This window comes from Lujinxingia vulgaris (genome assembly GCF_007997015.1).
Classification (GTDB): domain Bacteria; phylum Myxococcota_A; class Bradymonadia; order Bradymonadales; family Bradymonadaceae; genus Lujinxingia; species Lujinxingia vulgaris.
Map to the genome: position 1 here is coordinate 64,637 of NZ_VOSM01000009.1, position 25,841 is coordinate 90,477.

Below are 25,841 nucleotides of genomic sequence, written 5' to 3' on the forward strand. Positions count from 1 at the left end.
GATCTTAGTCGCGCTTGAGCTTCTTGTACTTGATGCGACTCGGGCGAAGCGCCTCGGCGCCCAGGCGCTTGCGGCGGTCGGCCTCATACTCGGAGTAGTTGCCGTTGAACCACACCACCTCACTGTCGCCCTCAAAGGCCAGAATGTGGGTGGCGATGCGGTCGAGGAACCAACGATCGTGGCTGATCACCACCGCGCAGCCCGCAAAGTCCAGCAGCGCTTCTTCCAGCGCACGCAACGTGTTCACGTCGAGGTCGTTGGAAGGCTCATCGAGCAAGAGCACGTTCGAGCCCTCTTTAAGCACCTTGGCCAGATACACGCGGTTTCGCTCCCCACCGCTGAGCACGCCGGTCTTCTTCTGCTGGTCGCTGCCGCCGAAGTTAAACCAGGAGACGTACTGGCGAGAGTTCACCGTGCGGTTGCCAAGCTCAATCACATCCTGACCGTCGCTGACCTCCTCCCACACCGACTTTTCCGGATCCAGCGGGCGGTTCTGGTCGATATAACCCAGCTTGACCGTCTCCCCGATGGTGATCGTGCCCTCATCGGGGGTCTCCTGGCCGGTGATCATCCGGAAGAGCGTCGACTTACCGGCGCCGTTAGGCCCGATGATACCCACGATGCCCCCGGGCGGCAGGTTGAAGCTCAGATCTTCATAAAGGAGCCGGTCGCCAAAGCCCTTCATGATGCCTTCGGCGCGGATCACCGTGTCGCCCAGGCGCGGCCCGGGCGGAATGGAGATCTCCAGCTCCCGCTCTTTGGTCTGCTGCTGCTCGGCGACCATCTTCTCGTAGGCACTGATACGCGCCTTGGACTTGGCCTGGCGGGCCTTCGGCGAGGAGCGAATCCACTCGAGCTCAGCGGCCAGCGCCTTCTGACGCTTCGACTCGCTCTTCTCTTCCTGGGCCAGACGCTTCTGCTTCTGCTCCAGCCACGAGGAGTAGTTGCCCTCAAAGGGGATGCCCTGGCCGCGGTCCAGCTCAAGAATCCAGCCGGCGACGTTATCCAAAAAGTAACGATCGTGGGTCACGGCGATGACCGTGCCCTCGTACTGCGCCAGGTGCTGCTCCAGCCAGCCCACCGACTCGGCGTCGAGGTGGTTGGTCGGCTCGTCGAGCAGGAGCACGTCGGGCTCCTGCAGAAGCAGCCGGCAGAGCGCCACACGACGGCGCTCCCCACCGCTGAGCACCTCGATCTTCGTATCACCCGGCGGGCAGCGCAACGCGTCCATCGCCATCTGCAGCTTGCTGTCGAGGTCCCACGCGTTGAGATGCTCGATCTTGTCTTGAAGTTTGGCCTGCTGCGCCATCAGCGCATCGAAGTCCGCATCCGGATCGGCAAACTGCGTGCTGATCGCCTCGTAGGCCTTAAGCAGGTCCACCGTCTCCTGGACGCCCTCCTCCACCACCTCGCGCACCGTGAGGTTCGGGTCGAGCTCCGGCTCCTGATGCAGGTAGCCAAAGCTCACGCCCTTATCGCGATGAATCTCACCCACGTAGTTGGGATCTTCACCGGCGATGATCTTCAAAAGCGTACTCTTACCGGAGCCGTTAAGGCCCAGCACGCCGATCTTCGCGCCGTAGAAGAACGAGAGGTAGATGTCTTTGAGAACCTGATGGTTCGGCGGGTGAATCTTGCCGACGCCGACCATCGAAAAAATGATCTTATTATCGCTCAACGTACCAACCCTGGGTTGTAGTGAAGTCGCATCAAAGCTCGGCCCGCGCCTGGGCGGACCCTCGAAGTTGGGCGGATTATGTGCGGGCTTCTCCGGGCTCGCAAGCCCCCAACGCCGCGCATCGATCGGACCGCTATTTTTTAAGGCGCGCGGCGATCTCGGCGGCGCTCATCACGCCCTCGCTCTTGACCACCCGCACCCGCTTAAGCTCTGAGGGGGAGATGTCCCAGTTCTGCAGCGTGGTCTGCAGATACGCCGCCGCGATGGCCTCCACCTCATCGGCCTCATCGATCGTATCGGCGACCTCTTTGCGCACGATGCGCCTGGCGATGTCCGGGATCTGACGCTTGGCCTCACGTCCGTCCAGATACCCCACCAGATCGTTGGCCATGCGCAGCTGCTGAATCCCGGCGATGGTCACGATCTCTTGAAACGCGATCGCCAGCGGACTCTGCGCAGCGAGCAACGCCTCGAAACGATCGCGCGCAAGCCCCAGGATCACCACATCATCCACCGCGCGCAACGTGGCCGAGCGCCGCGCGTCGCGCAGAAGCGCGAGCTGCCCCAGCAGGCTCCCCTCCTCCACCCGCGCCAGCTGGTAGATCTTCTGATTCACCGCCCGCAGCACATCCACTCGCCCCGACGCCACCACAAACGCCGCGCGCGCCGGTTCGCCCTGCAAACAGATGATCTCACCCGGAGCAAAAGCCCGCGCCACCGACACCGTTTTGAGCACCTCCAGATCCCGAGCCGAAAAGGGTTTGAGCGCGCCGACCGCCTCCAGCATCACCTCCCCCTGATGGGGGCGCCCCCGGCTCAAATCGCTCTGAAGCTGCGCCAGACTCGGCTGACGCGGCTGCGTCGGCGAGCGCTTTGTCGCCAAAAGCTCCTCAATGCGCGCGTTGGTGGCCTCCAGACGCTCGGCCACCCGGTTGGCCACCCCACGCACAACCCCCGAAAAGAGCGCCGGGGCGTTGGTATGCAGCGCGTTGAGCATCGTTCGCGAGAGCATCTTCACCCGAGAGTCCACCCGCGCCACCACCGCCGCCGAGCGGGGCGCCGGATCCAGACAGCTCATCTCCCCAAACACCTCGTGCAGCCCCAGCACGCGAACCTCCGTCTCGTGTCCCTCGCGCTGCACCCGCACGCTGAGCTCGCCAGCGGTGACCACGGCCAGATAATCCCCCGCGTCGCCCTGCTTACAGACCACCTCGCCAGCCTGCAGATCGCGAGTGCGGAAGACCGGCGCCAGCATCGCGCGTTGCTCTTCGGAGAGCCCGGCAAACACATCCGCCCGGGCCAACCACGATGTCTCCTGTGCTGCTGCCACCATGCCATACTCCTCTGCGTGCGAGTCCGTGTTACGCTTCAGGCCCATCGTAGAGCGCACTCGCCCCAACGTAAACAATTGTAACCCAAAGAGCTCCGTCCATGTCCGACACCCCGATCCTGCTCCTCGACGTGATGAGCACGCTGGTCTACGACCCCATCGCTCACGAGATCCCGGCCTTCTTCGATCTTCCGCTGCCGCGCCTCTTTGAGGTCAAACATCCCACAGCCTGGGTGGACTTTGAGCACGGAGAGCTCACCGAAGATGACTTCTATGACATCTTTTTGCCTCCGCCTTACGGACCGGTCGATGGGGAGCGCCTTAAAGCGGTGCTGCACGACGCTTACCGCTGGCTCGACGGCATCGAGGAGCTGCTCGCTGAGCTTCGCGAGGCCAACATCGCCATGCACACCCTCTCCAACTACCCGGTGTGGTACGAGGTGATCGAGTCCAGCCTCACCCTCTCGCGCTACCTGCCCTGGACCTTCGTCTCCTGCAACACCGGCGTGCGAAAGCCCCACCCCCGGGCCTACCTGGGCGCGGCCTCAACCCTGGGAGTCGACCCGGCACGCTGCATCTTCGTCGACGATCGCCTCAAAAACTGCGAGGCCGCCCGTCAGGTGGGCATGCGCGCCATTGTCTTTGAGAGCGCCGACCAATTGCGCGACGAGCTTATCACTCACGGGGTGCTTCAGCGCTGATCGCCCACACGCAACACCTGCTCATCAAGCTCTTCATCATCGCGGGCCATCAGCACGGCCGACTCCATAAAGCTCTGCAGCTGTCGCACGTTGCCCGGCCAGCGGTACGCCTCCATCCAGCCCGCCAGCGTGGGGCCCACGCTGCGGCAGGCCGCGCTGTGGCGATGCGCGAACTTCGCCAGGAAGATGCGCGCCAGCGGCAAAATATCCTCGCGCCGCTTCCGCAGCGGCGGCACATCCAGCACTCCGGGTTTGAGCAGCTGGTACAGATCCTCACGCAGCACACCTCGCTCGCGCAGCTCTTCAAGGTCGTGATGCGTGCTGGCGATCAACCGCGTCTCAATGCGCCGCCCCACCCCCTCGCCAATACGTCGCACCTCGCGCTCCTGAATCACCCGCACGATCTTCCCCTGCATCATTGGCGAGAGGCGGTCGATCTCATCGAGAAAGACGGTGCCATCGCGCGCGAGCTCAAAGATGCCCTCCCGTGGCGCGACCGCGCCGATGAGCTCACTTGCCACACAGCCAAAGAGCTCAATATCGACCAGCTCTCGCGGCACCTCGGCACAGTTCATGCGAATAAGCATCCCGCCCTGACGCCCGCCCAGATGATGGAGCGCACGCGCCAGAAGTTCTTTGCCCGTGCCGGCCTCCCCGGTCATCAGCACCGGGTCGCAGTCGTCGACCCGCGCGTTGACCTGCTCATAGACCTCGCGCATCGCGGCGCTCTCACAGACCAGATCTTTAAAGAGGTAGTGGCGCCGCTCCCGCTCCCTGAAATAGCGGTTTTCTTCAATGGCCTCGGCAAGCTCCTGGCGCAGCCGACGCCGCTCCGCGAGCACCATCGCCGGTGTCTCAAAGGTGTCTACGAGTGGGCTCAACGCGGCGCTTAGCGCCTCCACCGGCGCCCCGAGCTGTCCTGACGCAAAAAGCACACCGCAGCGCTGCTCGTCGTTGCCAAAGGGCAAAAAGAGCTCCGCGCCTTCTCCGTGATGATGACGCCAGACCGCCTCGCCACGGTCGATGAGGTGCTCGCGCAATTGAGGATCCCGCGCCAGCAGGCTGGAGAGGGGCGCGGCCAGCGGACCTCCCGGGGCGCTTGCCGCCACGTCTTCCACACGATCGCACCAGATCACGTCATGAAAAAAAGTCTCTTCTCCGGCCCACAAAATCGCCGCAGAGGCCTCCACCCGCTCAAACGTTCCGTCGCCTGAGAGCGCGTCTTCAAACGCGCGCAACACGATCCCCCAGCCCGCCCCTTCAGCGATCTGACGATGCAGCTCCAACGATCGTTTCGCCTCGGACTCCCCCGGAGTCTCGGCGCGGCTCAAGCTCACAACCTCCAACTCGCGCTGCCCGCCAAACGAGGTCGCGACGATCTCCAGCGTGACGTCGGCGCCCTCAAAGACGACGCGATCGCCGGCCTGCACCTCCCAGTGAACCGTCTCCTCGTCGAGCGCCTCCGGGGTGGCAACCTTATCGCCCCGGTACAACACGACGCCCTCGGGCGCGTGACGCCAGACAAGACGCGGACCCTCAAGCCCGTCGTCCACCAGCGCCGCCCACTCCCACCCCTCGGGCCCGCGCTCCAGCGACAACGCCCCGGTGGCGTCTGTCCACAGTGAGACACGCTCGCCCATCATCGCGTAGCGTTCCTCCTGCCCCTCACTTACCCACCGCAGTCGCCAGGCCATCGCATCCACCTCATGCCGGGTTCACCGGTTCGCCATCACCATCACCGGGCGCGTGCCCGGCCTTCATCACAAATCGTCGGGGTGCCGGGGGCCGGGCCCCGCGCTCAATTCAAACTCCTCCAGCGTGGGCACCGGCGCGACCTCCGGCATCGGCGCCTCAGGATCGTTGCGCCGTGCCTGCACGCTGGCCCAGGCCTGCAACCTGAAGGCGTCGCGGCTCTCGGCGCGCAACGCCGTCACGCGCCGCATCGTCGCCTCACAGGCCTCATAGTCACGCTCCACGCAGCTCTGGTAGCCGATGATATACAGGCGCTGCGCCCGCTCCTCCTGGCTCATCGTAAACGCCGCGCTCTGCTCGGCGAGCTTCTCGTGAGCTTCGCGGGCGGCGATGGTGGCGGGCTCAAGAGCCTCATCGACCTCGACCACCGCGACATCGATCATCGCCGCGACAAGCTCGCGCTCAGCGTGCTCGCGAGCCTGCTGACGCTGATCCTCGATCAGGCCATAGGTGTAGGCCGAGAGCGAGGCCACCACCCCCACAGCAAGCCACCACTTCAGCGCAAAAGACGCCGCGCGGCGCGCCTCTCCGGGCTCGGGACGCGGCGCATAATAGCGCCGCACTTGCTCGCCATAGATCCAGGCGTCGCGCACCGCGCGGTACCAGGGCAGCAGCAAAAAAAACGTCAGCGCGTAGCGCTGGGCCTTCTCCGGCTGCCCGTTGAAGATCTGCCCCGCACCGGGCGCCACCGCGCTAAAACACGCGGCGAGGAGCGGCACATGATCCGGACGCGGGTCGTAGCCACGAGGTGCATAGGGAGGACGCTCCTCATAAAACTGAAGCGCCTCGGCCAGACGGGCGCGGTCGGGCCCGGCGGGCGAAGGTTCGGGATCTTCGGGAGAGGTGGGCCGAAGCTCGGAGGCCCGCGCTTCGCGCTCAGCTCCCTTCGCTCCCTCGCCACCTGACCCCGGCGACGACCGAACCTCCTCCTGCGCCCTCGCCGCCCCGGCAGACTCAACCTCCGGCGCGCCCCCCCGCACACGCTCCGCCGCCGACTCCTCGCCAGCCTGCAAATCCGGAAAAAACTCCGCCCAGGGATTCTCCTCTTCGGCTCCCTGACCACCTTTCACGCCAGCGCCTCGCGATTCCGACACGTCAACATAAGCGTCGACCCCATCCCTCGCCCCCGCCTCTTGCGTCGCGCTCACCGCCTCAACCCCGGCCGGCGACCGACCACGCTGCAAAAGCGCTCCCCCCTTGCCTTCACCCACCTCCGAGACCACCTTCGATGGAATCTTCAAGCGCATCAGCTCCCGCTGCAGCTCCAACGACTCGCTGTAACTGAGCGAATCAGCGATCGCCACATCCCCCAACTTCAGCATCCCCTCGATCTCGGCTGCACCTCGCCCCGACAGCCGCGCCACCCGCGCGGCCAACTCCCCCACCTCCACCGAGGCCTCCCCGGCGGATACTTTGACGCAGTACTGTGCTGCCATCGCGACCGTCGCTCTCAAGAAATGCCTGCAGAATTCGTCGCCCTCAGCTTAACCCAGCTCCCCCACCGAGGCCAACCGTCGCGGCCCGCCGTTGGACCCGGCTCTCAAAGCATGATAGGAGTTCAGGGCCTTTTTTTATAACGCCGTGAGGCAGTTTTGACGCCTTTGAATGCGAATTCGAGAGTGACCTGAGCAGGGCGCAAACCACAGGCGATGCTTGGGCATCGTCGAGGATGTGCAACGCAGCTCACAGTGCTCTTAAGGCAGCAGAGATGACGTCAACGTTGGCTCAAGGCGAAGTCATCACATCACCATCACCAGACCCCCTTGTTGAGGCGGCTGCGCTGGAGACTTTTATGCTGCGATCTGTGTTTTCCCGAGCTTCGGCTCTCCTTCTCGTGTTGGCCCTCGTCACCCTCTCGGGCTGCCTGCTCGACCCGACCGAGCCGGGCATCGTCTCCATGTCCATCACCCCGGATGTGATCTCGACCTCCGAGACCGGCATGACCGACGAGTTCTTCACCGTCGAACTCACCGTGATCAACTTCGCCGATGAGATCGACCAGGTCACCGTCTTCACCCAGGATCCACGGGTGGAGGCCGAGCCCCAGAACGTCGTCGTCGAGGGCAACGTCGTGGTACTCAGCGGCATCGCCAAGAGCTGGTTCACCGACTTCGAGCCGGGCGTCCACAACATCGGCGCTACCGTCGAGTCGGCGACCGCCTCCATCACCGAGAATAACCTCGCCACGGTAACCATCGAAATCGAATAAGCGCCCTCCCCCGGGCAACGACCGCCGCCGAGGCCCTCGCGCCGGCATCTCCACACGCTTCGGGCTTAACCCCGGTCTTCAGGGTGTGGGTAGACCCGCGCGGCGACGCGCTTAGAGTTTGGCACGTCAGCCCGCTCGCCAGAGACGCTCATGACATCGAGCGAACAGGCGTTTTTCTTTCTCACCGGAGGTTCCGTGCAACGCCAACCAGACTCCCCGTCGGCGGCCGGCTTCAACGCTGCGATCCAGGGCCTCTCCGAGGGGTTCTCCAATCTGGTTCGACAGCACGTCGAGCTTGCGCGCCACGAGGCCAAAGACGAGCTCAAGCAGGTCGCCACCCAGGTCATCGGGCTGGTCGTCTTCGGGGCCATCGCCCTGGTGGGCTACCTCCTGCTGCTGGCCGCCATCGTGCTGCTCGCACTCTGGCTCGGCGGGGTCGGGCCGATGTTCATCGCCTGCGCCATCCTGGCCGGCCTGCACCTGGCCGTCTCCGGCGTGGCCATCGCGCGGCTCTCCAGCCAGCTCAGCGAGAGCGGTGTGAGCCTGCCTCAGATTTCGGAAGAGCTTGAGAGGAACAAGCAATGGATAAAGCAACTTCGCAAGAGCTCATCCCCGCAACTTCCGGCGGAGCCCTCGTAAGCGCCCGCCGACCGGCGGGCACTCCCGAAGAAATTCGGCTCGAGATTGAGGCCTCACGTCGCCAGATTGCCTCCAGTCTGGACATGCTCCAGCACGAGGTCCGCTCCACCATGGACCGCGCGCTTGACTGGCGTCAGTGGGTCCACGATCATCCTCGAAAAGCCGTCGGCATCGCCTTCGGGGTGGGACTTTACTTCGCGCTACGCTGATCCCGGTTGCTCCTGGCGCCGCCGTGCACACATTGCTGCACACTTCTATTTCTACGGACCGCTGTCGCGCTGCCGGCGCGTTTGACTTCGATGAGGACTTCCCATCATGACCGAGGCAAAACCCACCACCGCTACCACGCCCCAACAGCCCCAGTCCGAACCCGGTGTCGGCGAACGCGCGGCGGAAGCTCGCGCGCGCATCGAGCAGCAGTACCACGACATCGAGCAGAACTACGATCAGACCCGCCAGCGTCTGCAGGAGTTCAACGACCAGGCCGTCGACTTCATCCGCACCAACCCCGGCCTGGCCATCGCCGGCGCCGTGGCCGCTGGCTACGTGATTGGCCGGCTCGCCAGCCGCCGCTGGCTCGCCTGAAGCCGCTCGCCACCCTTTGCGCTGACCCCGATGCTGAGAGCTTTGTTATGTCGGACCTCAAGCAAGACCTCGAACAGACCCGGGACTACCTGGATGAATCGCGCCGCATCGTCGACGACGCCCGTCATCTCTACGATGACTTTCGCCGCGACAATCCCCTGGGCCACATCTACGAGCGCAACCCTTACGCTGTCCTGGCCGCCGCAGCGGGCGTCGGCTACGTACTTGGCGGAGGGCTTTTCACCCCCTTTACGCGCCGACTGATGCGGGTCGGGATCAAGGCGATGGTCTTGCCTGTCGCCGCCTCACACTTACGTTCACTCACCAACAACGAGAGCGACCCCTCCGCGCATTGAGCACGCCCATCGCTCCGCGCTCTGGCGCCCTCGCGCCCTCGCGCCCGAACCTTCGCTAAAAGGAGAGCACCATGGACTGGAAAAAAGTTATGAACGACGTCAACCGAAACGTCAGCACCACGTATGACGCCTCCATCGAAAACGTCCTCGACCGCCTGGGCCTCGAACATCGCAAGAGCACCATGGACGTCGTCTTGCCGATGCTCGGCGTCTTCGGCGCCGGCATCGCCGTGGGAGCCTCCCTCGGCCTGCTCTTCGCTCCGAAGCGCGGCAATGAGCTGCGCGACGAGCTGCGCCACTCCCTCGAAGATCTCCGCGAGCGCGGCTCCGAGAAACTCAACGAGGTCAGCCGTAAGACGCGGGAGAACGCAGAGGCGGCGATTCCCCAGGGAACCGACTCCTCGGCGGCTCGCAGCTAATCAGCGCCTCTAAGTAGGCTCTTTGTACGAAAGAAGCGCTGCCGGCAACTGCCGGCAGCGCTTTTCTATGCCCACTCTCACACCCACGCCAGACGCCTCGTAAGCAAAACGCGCCTTAGCTCTCCACCGCCAACCGACGCTGGGAGTTCTCCTGACGCTTCGACCAGGTCGCAGGCACCGCGTACATCACATGCTCCTCGGGAGTCTCCGCAAGGTAGATCACCCCGAGGGGATCCCCGGGCTTCAGACCGGCAAAAGCCCTGTCCCCCGTCGCCAGACTCCCGTAAATGTAACGCCCATTCACCGGATAGCGGTACGTCAGATGAACCCCGCTGGACCGTCCCCCGCCAAGATCGGAAAAGCGCCCGGTGACTTCACCCAGCGTATACTCTCCCGCGCGATACACCGAGATGTCTTGAAACGCTCGCCCACATGCGGCCAGCGCCATACCAAGCGTGCACAAAAATACGAAGGCCCCCAGCACCGCAAAGCCCACCATCCCCGCCATCCATACCGCAATCGGAAAACTCAAGGTGGCAAGACACGCAATGATGTTGACCACCACCACCCCCAGATGACTTCGGCCTAGATAAGCGTCCCGCAAGAAAAAGCCCGGGAAGGGACGCGGCGCCGGCAGAATCTCGTGAGGCACCGGAAGTCGTCCGACCACCGTCTCCCGCGGGATCATCAAAAACTCATCCTCAAGCGCCTGGAGGACCGCTGCGGCACTTTGCATGCGTCGCTCAACTTCCGGCTCCGTCATCGCCAGGAGCACCCGCTCCAGCCCGATCGTCACAGGAAGGTCATCCGGCAGCCGGAAGGTATGCAGCCCGTCAAAAAGCTCCCCGGGCGGTGTCCCACTGAGAAGTTGAACAGCACTGGCGCCCAACGCAAAGATGTCCGTTGCTGCACGCGCCGCCCCCGCGTACTGCTCCGGCGGCATGTAGCCAAACGTCCCCACGATCGTTGAACCCAACCCCTCGGCTGTCACCGACTCACGAACCGCCCCGAAGTCAATCACCACCAGCGAACCATCCGACCGGAGCATCAGGTTGGCAGGCTTAATGTCGCGATGAATCACCGGAGGGTTAAGCCGATGAAGGTAGTCGAGCACCTCGAGGGTTCGACGCAGGACATCGCGCACCTCGTCCTCGGCAAAACGATACCCCTCATCCAGCATATCCTGGAGGTTTCGCCCCTCAATATAACTTTGAACAAGAAAGAGCCGATCAGGCGCGTCGGCCTCTTCATCCTCGATCGTGAAGTGCGCGTAGTATCGAGGAATCCCCGGATGCTCGAGGCTGCGCAACATCTCGCATTCACGATGAAAGAGCTCGTAGTCCTTCCAGCGCTTCATGCGACTCGGCAAGAGCTCCTTTACCGCGACAAGCCTCTCATCGGCGTCCAGGTCTCGTGCCAGATAGGTTCGCCCGAGCGCACCCTCTCCTAGCACACGAATCAACCCGTACCGCTCTCGAACCACCTCGAGAAACTCATCCTCGGTGGCCCCCGATGGCGGCGTCGCTCCGACGGTACCTTCACTCATTACTCGACTCTCCGCGCCTGCGTTTTGCATGCTGTCATGAGAGCCCAAGCCTAATGCAGCCAGCTCAGAGCGGCAATGCCTACCGTCAGGCACGCACACGAGTGAATGACTTCACCCGTGCACGCTTCATCAGTCCCCTGATCAGATAGTAGACAGCTCGGCTTTACGACTTCAAATCGCGGAGAGAACGTCGCGCCAGCGGCCGCGCTCTGCGCCTTGATGCCCGGCTCAATACGACGCCTGGCTCAATACGCAGACTCAGGCACGAATATAATATCGCCGGGCAAGAGCCTGAGGTTGCGCTGACGCCCCTCTACGATTTCCTGAAGCGGCACGCGGACCTGAATCTCAACACCGTCAACCACACGCGTAAGTTTGGTGTTGTTGGTGCTCGCGCGCTCGTTGAAGCCGCCGGCCAGCGCAAAGGCCTCGATGATGCTGATGTTATTTTTATAAGGAAAAGTCCCCGGCTCTCGGACTTCACCGAAGATGAAAATACGCTTGGAGTTGTACTCAACAATCGTGCACTGCACGTTGGGCTCTTTGAGAAACTTCTCCCCGAGCCCCAGCGTGAGTTGAACCTCAACATCGGTGCAGGTCAGCCCCTCGGCCTTAAAGCGCCCCACATGCGGATAGTTGATGGTCCCGTCGGCACCGACAGTAAACTCACCACTGAGCGCCTCTTCCCCGTAGACTCTCAGCAAAAATCGATCGCCGGGACCGAGTTCGCCGGTAGGCGGAAGTTCGGCCTGCTGCTCAACCAGCGCCAGATAAGCCGGATCAACACGCTCGTGAGCACACCCACTCAGCAGCCCCGCCAGCAAGAGACATACCGCCAGAAAGGGCACACACCCATTAACCTTTCTCACAGGACACTCTCCCGGATTTCGTGGCCAGGGACCGCGGCTGCAACACCAATGCGCCCTGATTAATACGTAAGCGTCGTCGTCAGCACCACATGGTGACGTTGGTAGTCCCGCACTGAACTCTCCCCCGGACCATCCACCTGAACGACGTTATCGGTAAAGTTGGAAACAAAGCGGTAGGACAGGCCCAGATCCCAGCCACGACGTAGCTCCATCGATGCCTCACCTTTCACACCGAAGAGCAAGTCGGAGAGGTCTTCAGGGATCGTGACCACGTTGTCCTGAGTCTGAACCTGACGCACGCCGAGGTCAGCGTAATCTCGCATCTGCGCGTCTGCCTCCAAACCTAACTTCAGACGCCCCCCGACCAAACCCTGCTGAAACCCGACCAGCGCGCGATGGTAGGTGTAGAAGTTCCCGATCGTCGAGTCCGCGAAGTCGCGCTGGTAGCCCGCACGAATGCGGCTATCAAGATTGACCGGACCGAACTGATAGCTGGCCTCCGCCTTTACCAACAGGCCCTGAAAATCGGGCCCGTTCGGGTCTTGATAGAAACCCCACCCGTAACCGGCCTGCAACCCCACGCTGACGCGCTGCGTGATCAAGCCCCGCAGGCCACCCAACAAGCGCAAAGGGTTACTGTTGGTATTCAACAACCGACCATCCGCGCTGATGACCTCACCGGAGGGGCCGCCCTGAACCGGGCTGGCGTAGTTAATACGGCGATAATCCGCCGATGCCACAAGCGCGGTCTTGGGCAGGAACGACCAGTGTCCGTTCCACCCGATATGATGCGTGTAACGATCGAGTTCACGGTAGAGATTATGGCGATAGAGCGAGAGGTCGTAGCTCAGATAGGTCTCGAGAACTCGTCCGCCCGGGTGAAAACCAAGCATCACGCCGGCACGGTTGAAGATACGATTAACCGCGTCGGCGGACTCGTAGCTCGGAGCCTCGTTGGTGCGCACGAAAGTCTCGGACAGACGCAGACTCACCGCACCGCGCGGGTTCCATGTCAGGTTCGCGCCCAGGTTCGCCGACAGACCGCTCTGAGAGGCTACGGTCTCCTCCGAACTCAAATACTGCCGCCAACCAACAGACGCGTCCCCGTTGATATCCCACATTCCCGGATCGAGTGTCTCGAGCCTCAACCCCGGCTGCACAAAGCCTTCGGGAACCTGTTTGATACTCGAGCTTTCCCGACTCGATGAGTAGTAGAGGTTGGAATCAAACCCCGCCCCGAGTGTCACCCCCGGGTGTAGGCGCAGGTTGCCTCCCCCCACACCATCGCCCCACTCCGCCGCAGCGGAGGGCGAAGTCAAGAGCACTGCACTGGCCACCGCACAGAGCGCGGCCGCTTTCATCCATCGTCCCGTCATGGGCACTCTCATCTATCTGAACGTGGGACGCAGCACATCATGCGTCCCAACCGGCTTATTGATAGGGGGTCAGCTCCGGAAGGCGATCGAGCACATCACGCTCGTCGCCCAGGAACTCCTCGTCGGGAGATCCGATCCCGGGGTCTACTGAGACCTCCAGAACCGCATCATCGGCATAACGAAGTTCCTGCCCGGCACACACTCGCGCCTCCTCTCCCAATCCGGAGACGCGCTGACCGGCGATGCTGATCAGCGTGTAATGGTGCTTGGACGCCTCAAGGTCATTGGCAGCCACGCTGTCCGAGAGACTGACGTAGCTCTGCTCACTGACCTTCACAAAGCCCCTGATCGAAGCCAACTTCTCATTCACACAATTAATCTTCAGAATATCGCGCTCTTCATCACGCGCGCTATCCAACAACTGGGTGGTACTCTCGAGAGTGACGCGCATCGCGTCGATCTTATTCGCCGCTCGCTCACCCATCTCTCCTGCTGAGAGATTGTCGAGATCTTCGTCAATAACCCCCCCGCCGTTGCGATCGTTGAAATCGGTCAGGAGGCGCTCACCATCACCGTCTTGCTGAGCCAGCGCACTCGGCCCGACAAGTAGTAACGAGAGCCCTAACATCGTCGCCCATCGCATCGTGGTGTTCATGCCATATCCTGGGATCTAGGATCGATCCGCGCCCTATCGTCAATTCACGTTGCGCGGCCCGATCAGTTACGACGGCTCCCAACTCTCTGCAGATTCGCAGCGGGTATCCCCCGTCGTCGTGATCGTCTCCGATTAATTATAAGATCACATGCATGCCCTTCAAGAAAGGGCGTTCCCCCCCGCCCGCAGCCGACGATCAGCCGCCCGGCGAAAACACGAAAGGCAGGGTGAACATCGAGTCGCCCCCTTCTGGAGCGGGGACGCGAAGACGACGCTGAATCTCCTGGGCGACGCACTGACCGACGCCACCGCCGACGCCGTCTGCTGCAACCTTGGCGTCACTGACGCGTCCTCGAGAGCCCGCCGCAGAGACCGTCACCAGAACGCGCACCGTACCCTGAGCGCTGTTGTTTCGACGAAGCTCACGCTCATAACAGTCCTGGATATTGCGCTGAATCTGGCGCAACGCGCGAGAAACTGCCGCCTGATCAAGCGTTCCGCCGATGGCGTCATCCGGATTCTGAATCTGCACAGGCCGTGCGCGCACCGTCGTCTCTTCACGCTTGCCGGTATCGACACCGTCCTTTGCTTTGGACGCTCCCTTAGTCGATCCGATCTCGCCGATATCGGCACGGGTACCAACGCCATCGGCCTCGCTATCACCGCGGCCCAGCGCCAGACGGTCGCCACCACCGGCCTGGTACTCAACACGAGAAGAGCCGGCAAATGCCTCATCAGCGCCCAGGTTTCGCAGGCTGTCGGTCACGCGAGCAATCGCTGACTCCCCGCCTTCACCATCGGCCGTAAGAACGCGAAGCACGGTTGCATCACGCACCTCTTCTGTCAGGCGAAGCCGCTCTTCCTGACGCGCATCGGCCACTTCTTCAGGGGTCTTGCTGGGCGCAGGCTCAGCCTGCTGCGGAGCAGCCTCGCCCTCATTCTCCCCTTCCCCCTCTTCAGTTTCCTCAAGCTCGATCTCTTCTGGCTCGGGCTCGTCCTGCTTCTCTTCCACCATGATCCGCGCAATGCGATCGGGAATGCGAAACTCCGTCTCCTCGGGAACCGGCCAATCCTGGTTCTCAACAAAGACGACAAATCCAATCTGGATCAGCGCTGAGAGCAAGAGAAGCATCGCCAGAGGGCGGTCGATGCTCGACATAAATCCGCCGCGCATCGACGCAGGCAGTACCGGCGCGGGACGCACCGGCGGGGGAGTCACAAACTGAAAAAGGACGGTCGCCTCCCCGATCACCACTCGACCGCGCATCGTAGCGTCGAGTTTGACCTGGTAGACATCGCCCTTCTTCTTGGCGACCCCGCTGGAACGCAGCTCTTCAAACGACTGCACCGAGCCGCCACGCGAGACCCGCCCCTCCATCTTGTCGGTAAATTGCAGCGTATAGCTGCCACCGGCCGGCTCAAAGAGCGCAAAAGATTTCGGAAGGTTTGATGCCGGCAGCACCAGGAGGTTGCGCTTATAGTCGGAGCCGATCGAAACCGTCTCCTCCTTTCGGAGAAGGCGCTCTTCCAGAACCTTTTCGTTCTGGATCAATCCAACCCTCAAGATTTTTCGACCGGATGCTTTTGCCATGGTGCGTTTCCTCGGAGCCTGACACATCGATAGGCAATCACGCCCTCGTCAAAGCCGCCAATTTTCCTACGCCAAGTCTCGCGAACCTAAACGACGAGGTCCATCCGATCCATCCCCTGCCCTTCGATACTCGTGGCGATGCCCCGGTAGAAAAGGGCAGGAGATTAAATCTGGCCTCATTTGGCGGGTTGACCACCAAGCGATGAGAAAGTCGACTTAATGACCGCGAAGCGAAACTGGTTCAGCTGTGCCTGCGATGCGGTAAAGAGCACCTCGAGCATCAAGCGATGCGGCGTGGTCTGGTCGGCGATAATCGTCGCCTCCGGGACATAGTCCTCTTGAAGAAGACGCTGCTCATTCTTCTTCTGCTCAACCGCCCTATTCAATTCGTCGAGCAGAGGGGTAATACTCATACCCGACTCGCCGCCGCCGCTCTTCTGGCTGGGATCGACCGCGCCGTCTTTCACATCGACCGCGAGGTTATCGTTCACCAGGATTGCGGTACGGGTCACCGTCACCGTCGTGGAGTCTTCCGGGGCCAGCTGCGAGGCGCTCTGAGGAACCTTGAGGTCCTCGTCGATCGCCTTAAGCGGCTCCTCCCCGTAGCTCTTGAGCAGGAAGACGAGCATGATAACCAGGATGTCCATCAACGAGTTGATGTTCAGACTGGCCTCTTTATCCGACTTGCGACGCGAAGCACTCTTTGCGCGTTTCGCATCACGAGCGCGTTGCGCCTTGATCCACTCTTCGTCGTCGTGACCGAAGCCACCTTGTTGATTATCTGCCATGGATCACACTCGTAAGATGAGTTCTTCTTTTGCGAGTTTTCAGGTCGACTGCTCTTTTAGAGAACACCGAAAGCCGGGTCGCCAAAGAGAATCGAATAGGTGTCGCCTTCGGTACGCGGCTTAGCAGCCCAGAAGTCCTCGTTCGAATCGTACGAGTCCTCCTCAAGGCGGAAGCGCACCACGTCCATCACACGAGTCGTCAGCGCGAAAGGAAGCTCCGCGTCGGCAGTCAGTGTGACGGTCGTCTCTTCCGGAAATTCATTCTTGATGGTGGAGAGACGGTTGTAAAGCTCACGGTAGTTGTAGGCGCTGAGTCCTTCCAGCAGCACTTCTTCACCGCGAATCTTGTCGCCCGAGGCGTAGAGTCGACGAGACTCTTCGAATCGAGCAGCAGGATCGATGGAGTCATCCTCCAGACAAATCGAGGGTCCACCGGTAGGGCAGCCAGGCATCGGCTGCATCTTGGTTCCAGCAGCCGTAATGTAGAAGCCCTGAGCCGTCATACTGATCGCCAGGTTAAGAGGCTGCTTGTCCTCTTCGGGCTCCGTGCGATCCGACGTCGTCGCACCACCAAGAGGCATCGTCACGTTAATGACGCTAACCTCCATAAAGACGACAGAGAGCAAAAGCATTGGAATCAAGATGATGACCAGGTTCATCATCGGTGCCAGGTTGAGATCCTGGTTTACCTCGATTTCCTCACGCGGTCGGCGAGCCATCTGGCCTCCTTAACGAAATCTTAGACGTACTTACTTATGCGACTGTTCGCCGATGGCCGGGAAAGCACGGGGCGCCAGCTATGGGCGCCCCGTTACTCTACCGGACACGGAGGACACTCACTCGACCGGACCGCCCTTCCCGCGGGTCACAAGGAGGTTCTCAAGCTTGACGCTGTACATATCGACGTCGTCGAGAATCTTCTTGGTGACACCGGAGAGAAGAAGGTGCGCAACCATCGTGGGGATCGCCACGATAAGACCGAAGGCGGTGGTGTTCATCGCCATCGCGATACCGCGAGAGAGCATGCGCTGGCGGTTCTCAGGGGTCGCGGTCTCGAGAGCTTCGAAAGCCTCGATAAGACCGACGATGGTACCGAGAAGACCCATCAGCGTGGCGACGTTAGCGATGGTCAGCAGCGCCTGGGTGCGCTTCTGAACTTTGGGCACGATCTCCAGGGTGGCCTCTTCCATCGCGTTCTGAATCTCGACCTCGCCCTTGTTGGCGCGGGTAAGACCAGCCTTGATGACGTGAGGGACCACGCGCGAGGGGGCCGCGTTGCACAACTTGATTGCGCGGTCGACGTTATCGGCCATCACCAGCTTCTGGATCTGGGCCATAAACGCCTGCGCATTCATGTTGTATTTGAAGAAAAGGAAGAAAAAACGCTCAAGAGTCACGCCCAGCGCGACGACACTGACAAGAAGGATGGAGTACATCCAGATCCCACCGTCGCGAAAGGCTTCAGCGATCGCAGCCATGTCCGATTACCTCCGTACGTGTTGTGATTGTAGCTTGCTCGGCAATGCTTTTTCGAAGTGACCTACGTGCGAACTTTGGTCTCGGAAACCCTGTTGGCTTGCCGAGCCTTGACGCCCCATGGCGCCGGTGGACCTGCTTGAAAGCGCCCACTGAGGGATGAAGGTATAACACAAAGAATTTGGGCCAGCAAAGCGCTTTTTTGCGCCTGTGCAACGCGAGAATCCCGCGAAAATTCGCCACTTAACGCGATGTTACGATCCCTTAAAAGGGCTCCTCCTCTACGGATTCCAGAAGCTCCGGAAGGAAGGTTGGCTTGGGATCGACTGGCTCGTAGCTGAGGTTGGCCGCCTGGATGATATAAAATGCTTCAGGCTTCTGAATACGTCCCTCAACCACGATCTCATCAAACTCGAAGATCGCCTGCTGAGCCGACGCGTCGCCCGGCGATCCGATCGTGACGATTGCAGCCGCGAGCAGTGCAAAGCCCATCGTTTTGGACACATTACGCATCGTTTCCTCCGTCTTCATTGGACGCATCACCATCTTCGGGCTCGGACTGTTCCTGTTGAAGCATTTGCTGGCGGCGCAACATTTCCTCTCGCGCCCGCGCCTGCTCAATCGCGCCGTTGGCTTCGTTGATGTACGCGTTGACGGGATCGCTGTCGCTCAGGCGATCGCGTGCCGCGGTGCGGTAGGCGTTGAAGGACTCGATGGCCTTTGTGTAGCGCTCGATCTCCTCGTAGCCCGGCACTTCGCTCTCCAGGTAGAGGATCCCCAGGTTGAAGTGCGCATCAGCGAATGCGCTGTCGATGGCGATCGCACGCTTAAAGGCCTCTTCCGCCTCGCCGTACTTTGCCGCGCCCTTCAGGGAGTTCCCCAGATTGACGTAGGCTTGTTTGAACTCCGGAAAGTCTTCAACGGCCTTCTGAAGATGAGCGATCGCCCCGGGGTAGTCGCCCGCTTCGTGCAGGAGCACCGCCAGGTTGTTGCGCGCCTCGGGAAAGAAGGGCTGCAGCTCGACGGCTTTCTCGAAGTTAGCGATCGCCCCGTCGGTGTTTTCGAGTTCCCACTCGATGACGCCGAAGAGGTAGTAGAGATCCGCTCGCTCCGGTGCGAGTTTAAGAGCGCTTGTCAGGATCGATCGCCCGAGCTCGTAGCGCTCCAGGCGCACGTTGGCGCGGGCCATCTGAAACATCGCTTCAACGTGGCGCTCATCTTTTCGAAGGATGTCGCGCGCGCCTCGTACCGCATCTTCGTAACGGCCCTGGGCGATCGTCACCTCAAGCTGTGCCGCTCGGTGATCGAGATTCTCCGGGCTCGCGTCGATCATGCGTCGGGCGACGGCGTCGGCCTCCGAGATCTGCCCGGCACGAATGTAGAGACGCACCAGGTTGACCAACGCCGGGGAGAAGTCTTTCTCAAGCTGGAGCGCCTGCACATAACGGCGAACGGCGTTCTCTCCGTCACCCTGGCGATCATAGAGCACGCCGAGGTTGAACGCAGCGAGGTAGCCGCCCTCGGGCTCCTCAACGAGTTGGGTCAAGATATCGATCGCTGTGGCGCGGTCGCCCTCCTCAATTCGCGAGAGCGCCGCATCGATGCGTGCCTGAACATGACCGGCAACCTCGGCGGGATCCGGTTGGGACCGGGGGGTCGGCCCGGCCTGCTCCGGCGCCGAGGGGTCGTCGGACTCGGCGCCCGTCGGCCCCGGAAGTTCGCTTTCTACCGGGACTTCGTCGGGTTTGGGCTCACCACTCGAGCACGCGCTCAATGTGACCAGGAGTACGCCTGCGATACCGATCGCCTGGCGTGTCTTGCGAGGCAGGTTAATCATTGCGCGTCCTCCTCGGCACCGGGCTCCTCGCGCTCCTGGCGAGCCTGATACGTTTCCTCGGTAAGGTAGGGGATCCCCTGTGTCGCGATCCCCTCCCGCAAGCGACGCTCCTCTTTGAAGAGCGGGTAATCGGCCGGTCGGTAGCGGTTAAGCTGCTCCAGGGTGCGCTTGGTCCACTCGTTGACCACCCGGGCGTTTCGGGCCTCGGCGATCGTGCGCTCGTAGCGTTCGATCGCCTGCTCTTCGAGCGGATACGCCACATTCTCCAATTCGCCCTGGTAGATGTAGTACTCGTCGGAGTCTTCATCGAAGGGAATCGGGACCTCGTAGAGCGACTCGGCAAGGCTCTGCGCCAAATAGCCGATGCGGTAGTTGGCCGCCAGCGTCCACTCAAAGCTCCGGTAACCGAAGACCTTCCCGTACTCCGCGGCCAGCTCCTGCAACTCCTCGATCTTGCGCTGCAGGATCCGCCCCTGCTGCGCCACCGATCCTTCGATCGTGATCTGCTCCCACTCGCGGAACTCATGCTCTACCAGCATGAACTGGGCTTGAGCCGCGAAGTAGTTGGGCGCTTCGAGCCCCAGGCGCTCAAAGGTCTCAAGCGCATCGGTGTACCAGCGCGCCGAGCGGCGGGTATCGCCGCGATCTTCGTAGACCTGGGCGATGCGAAGGCGCGCCTCCATCGAGCGCTCCTCCTGTCCCTCAGCCCCGCCGTAGATTTGAATGTAACGCTCGAGCGTCTCGACCATGCGGTCGAGCGCATTGTGTTTCTCCCACACCTCGGCAGCTTTCCAGAGCGCATCGGCGGCGTTCTCATCCTCGACGTAAACGCGTGAGTACTCCGAGTAGGTCTGGGCTGCTTCTTCGTAGTTTTGAAGACTCTCGTTGAGCACAGCGATACTCATCAGCGAGGTCTTTCGCCGGTCCTCAATATCAAAGCCCATCCCCGCCAACTCAGGCGGGCTCTCGCCGCGGTAGCGATCGTAGAAGAGCTGGTAGTGCTGGATGGCCTTCTCGTACTCGAAGAACTGCTCAGAGTTCACCGCCACCCGGTAGATCGCATAGCCGGCGAGGTTGTCGTCAGGATACTCGCGGTAGACGCGCTCGTAGAGACGCAGCGCCGAGTCGAACTTACGAATAACCTCGTAGGCGACCGCCGCGTTGTTGAGCGCCTTGGGCGCGTACTGATGGTCGGGCGCATCGTTAACAAGCCGCAGGTACTCCTCGGCGGCTTCTTCGTACTTCTCGGCCGCGTAGAGATCTTCTGCGGACTTAAAGAGCGCACCGAGGCGGAACTCTCGCACCTCAGCTCGCACCGCTTCGGCCTGCTCGCCGCGGATGACCTCCGCAAGACGATCAGCCCACTCGGCCATCGCCGCGTAGTTGTTCTCGTCGCGGAAGCTCTCCAGGATCAAACTACCGGCGAGGTAAGCCACCTCGTGCTCCGGGTAGCTCTCAACGACCCAGGCGAAGCGGCGACGAGCTTCTTCGTAGTTTTGGAAGTCGTAATAGACCTTGGCCGCCTGGAAGGCGAACTTCGCGCCCAGGAAGGCGTCTTCGCTGTTCTGCAGACGAAGTACCACATAGCGATCCATCGCGGTCACAAAGCGCTCTACCAGCGGCGGAACCGGCTCACCCTCCACCGTAATCGCCTGGTCACCGCGGGACTCATCGTATTCGCGCTGCCCTTCAAGCTCCTGGGCGGCTTCGCGGGCCTGATCGATGTTGGCACCGGCCATCGCCGTAGGCGTCAACTCGCCGCGCTCAACCTGATCGCGGATCATAAACTCCAACGCCTTGATCGCGTTGAACGCACTGACTTCCTGATACTCGTTGTCCGCAATGTCGAGCTCGCGGACCACCTGATACTGCTGGAAGGCCTCTTCGTACTGAGCCGAATAATAAAGACATTCGGCGTAGAAGAAGTTCCACTGGAAGACCTCGCGATCGTTGGGATAGCGACGCAAAAACTGCTCGTAGGCGTCGGCAGCCATCGCGTAGCGCTCTTCGGTAAGCGCGAGCAGAGCCGGATCGCGACGTACGAGCGCCTCGTTACGCAGGTTCTGGGCCTGCTCGTGGTACCAGGTCGCCGCGGTGAGCAGGTTATCGCGAACAAGTGAGTCAGCACCGCGCAGCGCCTCCTCGTTGCCCAGACGCTCGTGGTACGCAAACCAGGTGCTTTCCGGGCCGTAGTACTCCAGCATCTGGCGGCGCACAGCGAACGCCGCCTCGGGCTGCCCGTCACGGTGCAGTGCGACGATGATGCGCTCGTGGATCTTGGGGTTGTCGCGATGCTGCGGATACTGCTCGAGCATGTATTCGTAGAGTTCGACGACCTGGGTGAAGTTCGAGCGCTCAAAGACGTAATCGGCCAGCTGCGCCATCACCTCACGCTCATAAGGCTGACCGCTGGAGATGTACTGGCGCACCCGATCCATCATCGGATCCGCATCCGGATCGAACTCCTGGGTGTAGTCCTCCTCGCCCAGGTCCCAATCCTCTTCGGCGAGGCTGATGGCGATGTACTGCACGGCCTCCTGGCGCAGCGCGGCGCCGGAGCGGCCGGTACGGCGCTGGACCTCATCGCTGTACTCGACAAGCTCTTTGAAGTTGGTGATCGCCTGGTGGTAGTCGCCCAGCCGGTAGTAGGTCCACGCCAGCTTGTAGAGAGCCTCGGAGTAGAAGGCGCTGCCCTCAGTATCCATGGCGTTCTCATAGGCCTGGCGCGCCAAGTTGAGATTCTCAAGGATCTGGTCGGGGCCTTCGGCCTCGGCGTACTCGAAGTGGTATTCACCTATGCGCAGCCAAGACTCATTGACGAAGCGGCTCTCCGGGTACTGCACGATGAGCTCGGCCCAGAGATCGCGCGCGACATCCGGGCGTCCCATCTGCAGCTCAACGTAGGCGAGCAGGTAGTAGGCGCCATCGGCGGAGCGGTAGTCGGGCCAGTCGGTGATCAAGCGTCGAAAGAGCGCAGCGCTGGTCTGGAAGTCGCGTTGGGGCGGGGCCGGCTCGTCGGCGATCTCCCCGCGGTCGTAGCGCTCAAGTTCGGCCTGATAGCCCTCATCGGCCATCAGGTAATCGTCGTTGGCCTTCTCAAACTGCAGCTCCGCCAGGCGAAAGAGCGCGTCAGGCGTGTAGTCGGGATCGTTGGGGACATCGACCAGAAACTGCTCGAACGAGGCGATCGCTTCCACGCGACGCTCGCGCTCAATGACCTCACCGGCGCGGATCTTCGAGTCGTAGGCCCGGTTGATCTCGGCCAGCCGGCGATTGAACTCCGCCTCTACGATGCCGTTGATGGTGTCCTGATAGTCTTGAATGGCGGTGGCGTAGCGCTCGTAAGCGTCGCTGTAGTCGCTCAACGCCTGGCGAAAAGCCGGATCGGAGGAGCGTGGGGCTTCGAGTTCGCTCTGCGCCTCGAGGTCTTCGCTCTCTTCAACGGGAGCCCCCAGCGGGCGCTCCTCCTCAGCGGCCTCCGCTGCGCCCTGCTCCTCATCGGACGACGCGTCGGAAGGCTCATCACCCTCCGTCTCCGTCTCTGACGTCTCCTGCGCATCGGGGGCTTCGACCTCAACGTCGGCCTCGCGCAGCTCCTCGTCTACCGGGTCCTGGGCGCGCGCCTCTCCGGCGGAGATCAGCGCAACGCAGAGCAACGCCAACAGGCTTGAGGTGCGCCCTCGACGTCTCAGGTGTGACGATTCAGCCATCTTTTGCCTCACTGCTCTCAGGCCCATGATCACCGGACCTCGCGAAATGCTTCGCGCAACACATTGATCTCGGTGGAGCGATCTTCGAAGAGCTGGTTGATGTCACGCGTGGCATCTTCCTTTCGTTGCCAGCCCACATCGAGCAGTCCCACGTGACCGCGCCGGATCAGCGCGTCGAATTCACCATCAACCCGGGTGAAGTTCCACAGCGCGATGGACGATACGGCGCGTTCGGTTTCGGAGCGCCAGGCGTCGAGCTCCCGCTGATAGGTGGCCAGCTCCTGGCGTTCCACTTCCACGGTAGCGCGAATATCGACGACCCGCTCCTCGATGACCTGATCGATGCCCTGAAAATACGTATTGAGGCGCGCCTTAAGCTCGGGAAGGCGGCGACGTTGCTCGGCGATCGCCAGCGCATCACCACGACTGGAGCTTGCCAGTCGGGCGCGCTGCTCATCGATCAGCTCGCCGAGCTCCATCAGACGACGGTGGTAGACCTCACGTGCCTCGCGCTGCTGCACGAGCGTGGCATCGCGCGCACCGAACTGACGCTGCACCGCAACGATCTCCTGGCTCAGGCCTGCGTGCTCCTCCTCCAGTCTGCGTACCTCCTCGCGCAGGTCCTGTCGGATCTGGCGCACTTTCTGGCGGTCTTCGGCGCTGAAACTCTCTACCGGATTTTGACGAAGGTAGGTGTCGATTCCGTCGAGGTTTACCTGCAGACTTTCAATGTCGAAGGCGACGCGCTCAAGTTCACTGTTGAGGCGGCCGAAGTCTTCGCGGATGGCGCTGTTGCGGCTCTGCAACTCGTCCAGGGTTTGCGGTCCGCTCTGGTGCTGGACGCGCAACGTCTCGACCTCGGCTTCCAACGTGGCGAGACGCTGTCGCTCCGAGGGCCCCAGGACCTCACGGGCCCCCTCAAGCTCTGCTCCGACCAGACGCTCCTCCAATGAAATCAGCTCGGCCTCAAGCGCGATGCCCCGCTTCCAGCCTTCGGAGAGCACCGGGAACGCCTCGATGTTTGAGCCATACGAGAGCATCTGCTCGACTTCGGCGAGGGCCTTCTGAGCCTCATCGATATCGGCCTGGGTCAGGGATCCGTCCGCCACCAGCTGGCGAGCGTCGGCCATCAACGGCTCGCCCTCGACCCACTCCGAGACCATCTCGGGCATGTAGTCCGGGCGAAGGCCCTCGAGGTCCTGACGGACGAGCTCCACGAAGAAACTCTGCAGGTCGGGCTGCGACTCGATGAAACTCACCAGCTCGGTACGCACCGGCGTAAATGTCGCAATGATGTCGTTGAACCAGAGCCGCGCTTGATCGTACTGGCGCAGGCGCATGGAGAGATCGGCCATCAAGAGTTTGGCTTCGGGCACAAAACGCGGGTCCGGGTCGGAGATGAGCAGAATATCAAGGTTGCGAAGCGCCGCCTGATAACTCTCCTTCGACACCAGCGACCAGGTCAGCTCGTAGAGCGAACGCTCAAAATATGGGCTTGTGCGTGGAAGCTGCAGGTAGTGGTCGATCGCCAGATCGAACTGCTGCTCCTCGTAGGCCAGGCGGCCCAGAGCCAGATGGCCGAGATCGACCACGCGGCTGTCTTCGGGCGTAGTGGGGTTTTGAGCGACCAGGCCGGTGAACACCTCGCGGGCCTCGGCGATGTCGCCATCGGCCGCCAGGGTAACGCCCTCGAAATAGCGGGCAATCAGCGCGTACTCCGAATCGCGGGCGGCGCGCTGGAACCAGGGCCTGGCCGCGCGATACCGCCCTTCTTGATAGAGGGTCTTGCCGCGGGTGTAATGCAGCGCCGGCGTCACTTCTTCGAGGTTGTCCAGGCGAGCGTAGAGCGCATCGACCCCGCTGTAGTCGCCGATTTCGCCGGCGATCTCCAGGAGGCGTACAATCGCCGGCTGGTAAAACCCTCCCGGGCCCAGCTCCACAACTCGCCGAAAGAAGGTGCGCGCCGCCCGAAAACTGCGCATCTGGTAGAGGCTGTCGCCCAGCAGGTAGAGGGCCTCGCCATAGCTGTCGAACTGGCGCACCTGTTTGTTGTCGACCACCGCTACAAAAAGCACGCTGGCGCGCGGAAAGTCTCCGAGCAGGTAGGCCACCTTGGCGTCGTTAAAGCGCGTCTCCAGACGAAAACGGCTCTCGAGGACTGCTGGCACCAAATAGCGTTCCTCCAGCTCGTCGATCTGGGCGTCGAGTTGCTCAACGCGCTCGCGCGCCGTGGAGGCAGCGATGGCCTCCTGAGCATGCGCCTGCGGGGCGCTCAGCCAGAGCGCCCCCAGAAGCATTATCGCCACCATCCTCCGGGCTGTCAT

General features: G+C 61.9%; 23 protein-coding genes. 7 read left to right on the plus strand and 16 right to left on the minus strand.

The features are described 5' to 3' along the window. Positions 1–4: 4 nt before the first annotated feature. Positions 5–1,678, minus strand: a complete 1,674-nt coding sequence (gene ettA, locus FRC98_RS16165; protein ID WP_146982485.1) for an energy-dependent translational throttle protein EttA — start codon at positions 1,676–1,678, stop codon at positions 5–7. 133 nt (positions 1,679–1,811) lie between these two features. After that, the gene (locus FRC98_RS16170; protein ID WP_230467691.1) at positions 1,812–3,011 is read right to left on the minus strand and encodes a cyclic nucleotide-binding domain-containing protein; all 1,200 of its coding nucleotides are present in this window, start codon (positions 3,009–3,011) and stop codon (positions 1,812–1,814) included. Between the two features lie 98 nt (positions 3,012–3,109). Between FRC98_RS16170 and FRC98_RS16175 the strand changes: the two genes are divergently transcribed. Then, positions 3,110–3,709 carry an HAD family hydrolase gene (locus tag FRC98_RS16175; protein ID WP_146982487.1) on the plus strand — a complete coding sequence of 200 codons (600 nt, stop codon included), beginning with the start codon at positions 3,110–3,112 and terminating at the stop codon, positions 3,707–3,709. On the opposite strand, the gene FRC98_RS16180 is transcribed toward FRC98_RS16175, so the two are convergent. Both FRC98_RS16180 and FRC98_RS16185 read right to left on the minus strand, forming a co-directional pair. Beyond that, complete coding sequence (locus FRC98_RS16180) at positions 3,700–5,403, minus strand: sigma 54-interacting transcriptional regulator (protein WP_146982488.1); 1,704 nt, start codon at positions 5,401–5,403, stop codon at positions 3,700–3,702. The genes FRC98_RS16175 and FRC98_RS16180 overlap by 10 nt on opposite strands. Positions 5,404–5,469: 66 nt before the next feature. Further along, on the minus strand, positions 5,470–6,897 hold the full coding sequence (locus FRC98_RS16185; RefSeq protein WP_146982489.1) for an ICP22 family protein: 1,428 nt from the start codon (positions 6,895–6,897) through the stop codon (positions 5,470–5,472). Between the two features lie 356 nt (positions 6,898–7,253). On the opposite strand from FRC98_RS16185, the gene FRC98_RS16190 reads away from it, so the two are divergent. From FRC98_RS16190 to FRC98_RS16215, 6 genes are all read left to right on the plus strand, one after another. Further along, positions 7,254–7,670, plus strand: coding sequence for a hypothetical protein (locus FRC98_RS16190; protein ID WP_146982490.1), 417 nt, complete (start codon positions 7,254–7,256; stop codon positions 7,668–7,670). Positions 7,671–7,865: 195 nt separating this feature from the next. Further along, positions 7,866–8,309: a phage holin family protein gene (locus FRC98_RS16195; protein WP_230467692.1), complete on the plus strand. Its 444-nt coding sequence runs from the start codon at positions 7,866–7,868 to the stop codon at positions 8,307–8,309. Continuing rightward, complete coding sequence (locus FRC98_RS16200) at positions 8,252–8,518, plus strand: DUF3618 domain-containing protein (protein ID WP_146982492.1); 267 nt, start codon at positions 8,252–8,254, stop codon at positions 8,516–8,518. Before FRC98_RS16195 ends, FRC98_RS16200 begins: the two co-directional genes overlap by 58 nt. A 106-nt stretch (positions 8,519–8,624) precedes the next feature. Continuing rightward, entirely contained in the window at positions 8,625–8,894 is a 270-nt protein-coding gene (locus tag FRC98_RS16205; RefSeq protein ID WP_146982493.1) for an ElaB/YgaM/YqjD family protein, read from the plus strand. 47 nt (positions 8,895–8,941) lie between these two features. Next, positions 8,942–9,250: a hypothetical protein gene (locus FRC98_RS16210; RefSeq protein WP_146982494.1), complete on the plus strand. Its 309-nt coding sequence runs from the start codon at positions 8,942–8,944 to the stop codon at positions 9,248–9,250. A gap of 71 nt (positions 9,251–9,321) precedes the next feature. Next, positions 9,322–9,669, plus strand: coding sequence for a YtxH domain-containing protein (locus FRC98_RS16215; RefSeq protein ID WP_146982495.1), 348 nt, complete (start codon positions 9,322–9,324; stop codon positions 9,667–9,669). Between the two features lie 115 nt (positions 9,670–9,784). Here the strand turns inward: FRC98_RS16215 and FRC98_RS16220 are convergent, their stop codons facing one another. From FRC98_RS16220 to FRC98_RS16275, 12 genes are all read right to left on the minus strand, one after another. Continuing rightward, the gene (locus FRC98_RS16220) at positions 9,785–11,245 is read right to left on the minus strand and encodes a protein kinase domain-containing protein (RefSeq protein WP_146982496.1); all 1,461 of its coding nucleotides are present in this window, start codon (positions 11,243–11,245) and stop codon (positions 9,785–9,787) included. 215 nt (positions 11,246–11,460) lie between these two features. Then, entirely contained in the window at positions 11,461–12,084 is a 624-nt protein-coding gene (locus FRC98_RS16225; RefSeq protein WP_146982497.1) for a polysaccharide biosynthesis/export family protein, read from the minus strand. Positions 12,085–12,143: 59 nt separating this feature from the next. After that, on the minus strand, positions 12,144–13,460 hold the full coding sequence (locus FRC98_RS16230) for a hypothetical protein (RefSeq protein ID WP_146982498.1): 1,317 nt from the start codon (positions 13,458–13,460) through the stop codon (positions 12,144–12,146). A 55-nt stretch (positions 13,461–13,515) separates the two neighbouring features. Then, complete coding sequence (locus FRC98_RS16235) at positions 13,516–14,115, minus strand: hypothetical protein (RefSeq protein WP_146982499.1); 600 nt, start codon at positions 14,113–14,115, stop codon at positions 13,516–13,518. 196 nt (positions 14,116–14,311) lie between these two features. Then, positions 14,312–15,706: an AgmX/PglI C-terminal domain-containing protein gene (locus tag FRC98_RS16240; RefSeq protein ID WP_230467694.1), complete on the minus strand. Its 1,395-nt coding sequence runs from the start codon at positions 15,704–15,706 to the stop codon at positions 14,312–14,314. Between the two features lie 176 nt (positions 15,707–15,882). Then, positions 15,883–16,494 carry an ExbD/TolR family protein gene (locus tag FRC98_RS16245; protein WP_146982501.1) on the minus strand — a complete coding sequence of 204 codons (612 nt, stop codon included), beginning with the start codon at positions 16,492–16,494 and terminating at the stop codon, positions 15,883–15,885. A 56-nt stretch (positions 16,495–16,550) separates the two neighbouring features. Then, positions 16,551–17,213 carry an ExbD/TolR family protein gene (locus FRC98_RS16250; RefSeq protein WP_146982502.1) on the minus strand — a complete coding sequence of 221 codons (663 nt, stop codon included), beginning with the start codon at positions 17,211–17,213 and terminating at the stop codon, positions 16,551–16,553. 117 nt (positions 17,214–17,330) lie between these two features. Beyond that, positions 17,331–17,972: a MotA/TolQ/ExbB proton channel family protein gene (locus FRC98_RS16255; protein ID WP_146982503.1), complete on the minus strand. Its 642-nt coding sequence runs from the start codon at positions 17,970–17,972 to the stop codon at positions 17,331–17,333. Positions 17,973–18,234: 262 nt separating this feature from the next. Further along, a complete protein-coding gene (locus tag FRC98_RS16260; protein ID WP_146982504.1) occupies positions 18,235–18,483 on the minus strand; it encodes a hypothetical protein in 249 nt (82 codons plus the stop codon). Further along, the gene (locus tag FRC98_RS16265) at positions 18,476–19,807 is read right to left on the minus strand and encodes a tetratricopeptide repeat protein (protein ID WP_146982505.1); all 1,332 of its coding nucleotides are present in this window, start codon (positions 19,805–19,807) and stop codon (positions 18,476–18,478) included. The genes FRC98_RS16260 and FRC98_RS16265 overlap by 8 nt, the downstream gene beginning before the upstream one ends. Next, complete coding sequence (locus FRC98_RS16270; RefSeq protein WP_146982506.1) at positions 19,804–23,517, minus strand: tetratricopeptide repeat protein; 3,714 nt, start codon at positions 23,515–23,517, stop codon at positions 19,804–19,806. Before FRC98_RS16270 ends, FRC98_RS16265 begins: the two co-directional genes overlap by 4 nt. A gap of 29 nt (positions 23,518–23,546) precedes the next feature. After that, positions 23,547–25,814: a tetratricopeptide repeat protein gene (locus FRC98_RS16275; RefSeq protein ID WP_230467707.1), complete on the minus strand. Its 2,268-nt coding sequence runs from the start codon at positions 25,812–25,814 to the stop codon at positions 23,547–23,549. Positions 25,815–25,841 lie beyond the last annotated feature (27 nt).